General features: G+C 44.4%; 5 protein-coding genes. All 5 read right to left on the reverse strand.

Going from position 1 to position 4,557, the window contains the following annotated elements; genetic code table 11:
- The coding region (ureC, locus tag QT974_RS31350; protein WP_333472282.1) for an urease subunit alpha at positions 1-1,210 on the reverse strand (1,210 nt) is incomplete at its 3' end.
- Positions 1,211-1,347: 137 nt separating this feature from the next.
- Complete coding sequence (locus QT974_RS31355) at positions 1,348-2,475, reverse strand: glycosyltransferase family 61 protein (protein WP_333472286.1); 1,128 nt, start codon at positions 2,473-2,475, stop codon at positions 1,348-1,350.
- A 259-nt stretch (positions 2,476-2,734) separates the two neighbouring features.
- On the reverse strand, positions 2,735-3,052 hold the full coding sequence (locus tag QT974_RS31360; protein ID WP_333472283.1) for an urease subunit beta: 318 nt from the start codon (positions 3,050-3,052) through the stop codon (positions 2,735-2,737).
- A 33-nt stretch (positions 3,053-3,085) separates the two neighbouring features.
- Positions 3,086-3,388, reverse strand: a complete 303-nt coding sequence (gene ureA / locus QT974_RS31365; RefSeq protein WP_333472284.1) for an urease subunit gamma — start codon at positions 3,386-3,388, stop codon at positions 3,086-3,088.
- A 339-nt stretch (positions 3,389-3,727) separates the two neighbouring features.
- A partial coding sequence (locus tag QT974_RS31370) for an urease accessory protein UreD (RefSeq protein ID WP_333472285.1) occupies positions 3,728-4,557 on the reverse strand: 830 nt, incomplete at its 5' end.

Here is a 4,557-nt window from a genome sequence, read left to right on the forward strand (position 1 = left end):
CTCTTGTTTCCCCCCCTTGGTAAGGGGGCGTTAGGGGGGGTAAATTCCCCCTTTGCACCTTCATTTTATGTGCAGTTTGCCAAGTCCGAATAATCACCTCTCCGACTCTTCCCATCGCCTGCGAGTCAGAAGAAATCATACTAAACGCACCCAAATCGTGCAAGATATCCTCAGCAGCAATAGTTTCCCTTCTAATTCTCGACTCAGCAAAAGCCACATCTTCAGGAATCCCCCGATCTAAATGGTGGCAAACCATCAACATATCTAAATGTTCTTCCAAAGTATTGACAGTATAAGGGCGAGTCGGATTAGTAGAGGAAGGCAAAACATTAGCTTGGCCGCAAACTTTAATAATATCCGGTGCGTGTCCGCCGCCAGCACCTTCTGTGTGGTAAGTGTGAATAGCCCGATTTTTAAACGCAGCAATTGTAGCTTCCACAAATCCGGCTTCATTCAGAGTGTCTGTGTGAATTGCCACTTGCACGTCGTACTCGTCAGCTACATTTAAACAATTGTCGATCGTTGCTGGCGTAGTTCCCCAATCTTCGTGAAGCTTCAAACCCATTGCACCGGCCAAAACTTGCTCGACTAATCCTTGAGGTTGACTGCTATTTCCCTTACCTAAAAATCCCAAATTCACCGGGAAAGCATCGGCTGCTTGCAGCATTCTGTACATATGCCAAGGCCCCGGAGTGCAAGTCGTGGCGTTTGTACCCGTTGCTGGGCCAGTGCCGCCGCCGATCATGGTAGTGACTCCAGAGGCGATCGCCACTTCGATTTGTTGCGGGCAAATAAAATGAATGTGAGTATCAACTCCCCCCGCCGTCAGAATCATTCCCTCACCAGCAATTACTTCTGTACCGGGCCCGATAATAATATCTACCCTATCTTGAATGTAAGGATTTCCAGCTTTGCCAATTTTGAAAATTTTGCCATCTTTAATCCCCACATCTGCCTTGACAATTCCCCACCAATCCAATATTAAAGCATTAGTAATTACCGTATCAACAGCACCATCAGCATTAGAAATAGGTGACTGTCCCATGCCATCGCGAATGACTTTACCGCCGCCAAATTTAACTTCATCCCCGTAGGTTGTGAAATCTTGCTCAACTTCTATGAATAACTCAGTATCAGCTAACCGCACGCGATCGCCCGTTGTCGGCCCGAAGGTTTCCGCGTAAGCGCGGCGATCCATTCTGTAACTCATGCTTTCTCCTAATATAAATAATTTTTTAGTTGGCAGTTGAGGCTAACTTAAATTATACTATGTACCGAGTTATTCAATCTCAGTTAGCAAATATTTACAATATTTGTGCGATCGCACGTTTTGACCAATAATGAAAATTACTCCAGCATTTTCTTGATTTGCTTTTTCAAAACATTCACATCCACCATCATATCCATACCAATAAAACTCCAATCTTCCGAATCTTCGTTGTCATCAACCATCCGATAGTATTCTAATCCCAAGAGCTGCGAAATGTAATAAAAATATGGTGGAGTATACCCTCCATAAAAGCATTCCAATACTTTCGTTCCCGGCTGACACCACAGCAGATTTGTGAAACCAGCACCGTGAGGGCCAACAACCACCTCCGCTTCTGCAAACAGGCGAATTTGTTCATCCACAGTACGCGAAGTATCTTCTAAAATTTCAAAATCAAACTCTTTCAAAACCTCTCGTACTTCTGCCTCATTTTTAACCTGGCGCCGCCCGCTTCTAGACACATAAAGTTTTCTGTGAGGCTTGACATTTTCCTTAAGACAGAATTTGTTCCGCAACAAATCTATATCGTAAGGACTGGGAAAATACCAATCTTGATTGTTTCCCACCACCACGCTTTCTGCATGATATCCCGTATCTCTAGCGCGAGTATCGATCAGAGAACTTTCAGGAATACCAAGTTTGCTAATAAATCCCGACTCAAAAACTGTATGGCGCAGAGGATAACAAATTTTTGCTTCTTGCCAAATTTCCTTACCTAAAGCCTGTTCTATCCGACAAAGTTTAGCGAGTACAAAAATTACATAATCGTAATAACTGCACCACAAATGTGACCAAGGAGCAACTACCAGCGGATATGTAATTTGGTGGGGTCTGTAAGGCCATTCCAGAATTCCGGCACCGCTAATCCGAAAATCTAAGTCTAACAGCAATTTGTGATTCAGCAGCGTGTTGCCAGACGTACAAATAGTCAGAGAATCTATTTGTTCATTCAGCGAAACTTTCCAAACATAATCTGGGTCAAAAGAAACGGTTGTTTCTGTAGTGAAAAACCGAGAAGGCAATCCATTTACTGAGGTTAGTGCAGGTATGTTGATGGGTTCGTGGTGCTGTTTGTAAACGATGTTGTCGTCTAGCAATTTGATGCTGGTACGCCGATCTAATGGGGTTCTCCAAACACGCCTCGATGTTGATAGCAAACTCTGTTTCAACATTTGTTTGATTTGGTCAACTAATTTTGGGTTCATCACGGGCTTTTACTGTGTATGTTTGCACTCTTAACAACCAGTGTCGATCGCAAACTGTCGATTTTAACTCGCTCAAAAGTCTGAAAATTTCATCGCAAAACGAAGCAACTCATGCACTTATACAGAAAGCACAGACAAAGTTTTGAGATTGCTTTGTCACTCTTTCTGCCTAGGGCTACGGGCGACTTTTAACTTAAAAATAAGTTGTGAAAAATTCTTTAATTTAATTAAAATTTAACACTCGCGAACGCTTTTCTTCTTATGCTTGAGCATCCAGATGACCGTTAACTTTTGAGTTGAAGCCGTAGACTTGACGGCTACCAACAAACGGCACTAATTGCACTTCCCTTTCATCTCCCGGTTCAAATCTGACTGCTGTACCCGCAGGGATATCCAAGCGCATTCCTTTTGCTCGTTCTCGATCGAATGCTAAGGCTTCGTTCGTCTCATAGAAGTGATAGTGGGAACCGACTTGTATAGGTCGATCGCCCGTATTTCCGACCAGCAGCCGCAGGGTTGGGCGATCGGCATTTAACTCAATTTCGCCTTCTGAAACAATCATTTCTCCCGGAATCATATCTGTCTCCTGTGAATATATCCAGTTAAATATTTAACGAATAGGATCGTGTACTGTGACCAACTTTGTTCCGTCGGGAAAAGTTGCCTCAACTTGCACTTCTTGCACCATTTCTGGTATCCCTTCCATCACATCTTCTCGCGTCAGCAAAGTTGTGCCGTAACTCATTAAATCTGCGACGGTGAGACCATCTCTTGCTCCTTCTAAAATGGCGGCGGAAATATAAGCTAGTGCTTCGGGATAATTTAATTTTAAACCTCTTTGTTTGCGGCGCTCTGCTAGCAGGGCGGCGGTAAAAATCAGGAGTTTGTCTTTTTCTTGGGGGGTGAGTTGCATTTTTATTTTGGTGAAGGCGATCGCATTATTTATGAGTTTTCAACTATCAGCAGCCGTAATTATCGCTAATTACATCCGATAACCCAACGATAGTGTTAAAATCCGGTTTGTGTCAAGGTGGTACGTAGTTGATTTTTGGACTTTAGCAAAGAACCGGAAAAAGAATGTTTGCCGTGAAGCGAAGCTATCCCGCAGGGAATCGCATATTTTTTGTGGCAAAACTCAGCTATATTGTCGCAAGGAAAGTTTATTGGAAGTTGTATGTCTTGTACTGGGAGCCGGTATTGCATTTGATTTGTTGCAGCAGGAATAGAAACTACGTGAAACTCCGAAAGAATGTTATTTTATCCAAACTCTGGGAAAACAGCAAGGGCGTTCTAAAAAAGACAGACGCAGCAATTGCCAAATGGCGATAAACCAGTCTCTGGCGGCAGCAGTGGAGGAACCGCGATACCGGCACAGCAAACCGTTGGGAATGCGAGTAACGCCGGTTGCAGAATTAACTGCCGCAGATGCGGGATAAATTGTTTCTTCGCAGCGTAAAGCTCGCACTTTTTCTACCATCTCGGCTGTGACTGGTTCGCCGATCCAAGCCAGAGTAGCGACTACGGGTTTTTCTGCTAAACCGTGAGCACTTTCGAGCATTTTAGACCCACCTTTTAGCCATTGTCTATCAATCCACAGAGGCTTGTTTTGCTGCCAGATTTCGGTGTGCGATCGCCATTCTCCAGACACAAACTTTTCGCCCCTAGCACTGCGTCCAAACCGGGTGATTTCCCACAGCAAAATACTCGCTTGCGGCGCTAATTTTACCTGCAAATCTTGCCGATAGATGGCGCCGTCGAAAACGATTGTTTCTTGGGGCAGCCATTCCAAATTAGCGCCAGCATCTATTTGAATGTCAATATTTTGTTGTGCTAACTGTCCGCTGCTGCGATAGATTTTACCAGCGGCGGCGGTGGTAATTAAAGCTTTGGCGTTTGGTTGGAGGTGGAAATTGAGCGAAAGGCGATCGCCCCCGACAACTCCCCCAGCCGTGTGCAAAACTACACTGTGACAAACTTCTTTCCCTTCAGGATAAAACGGACGCTGCACCTTGAGGGGCGCTTGCATTTGATTGTGAATAATTTTAGTGGCGCCGTCACGGTTTGCATAGGCTAAGTTGAGGT

Source organism: Microcoleus sp. BM001215392, assembly GCF_036700185.1.
Lineage (GTDB): Bacteria > Cyanobacteriota > Cyanobacteriia > Cyanobacteriales > Microcoleaceae > Microcoleus.

Excerpts from the sequence above, each read along its gene's own strand:
- QT974_RS31355 (WP_333472286.1), bottom strand. The coding sequence starts at position 2,475 with ATGAACCCAAAATTAGTTGACCAAATCAAACAAATGTTGAAACAGAGT.
- QT974_RS31360 (WP_333472283.1), bottom strand. The coding sequence starts at position 3,052 with ATGATTCCGGGAGAAATGATTGTTTCAGAAGGCGAAATTGAGTTAAAT.
- ureA (WP_333472284.1), bottom strand. The coding sequence starts at position 3,388 with ATGCAACTCACCCCCCAAGAAAAAGACAAACTCCTGATTTTTACCGCC.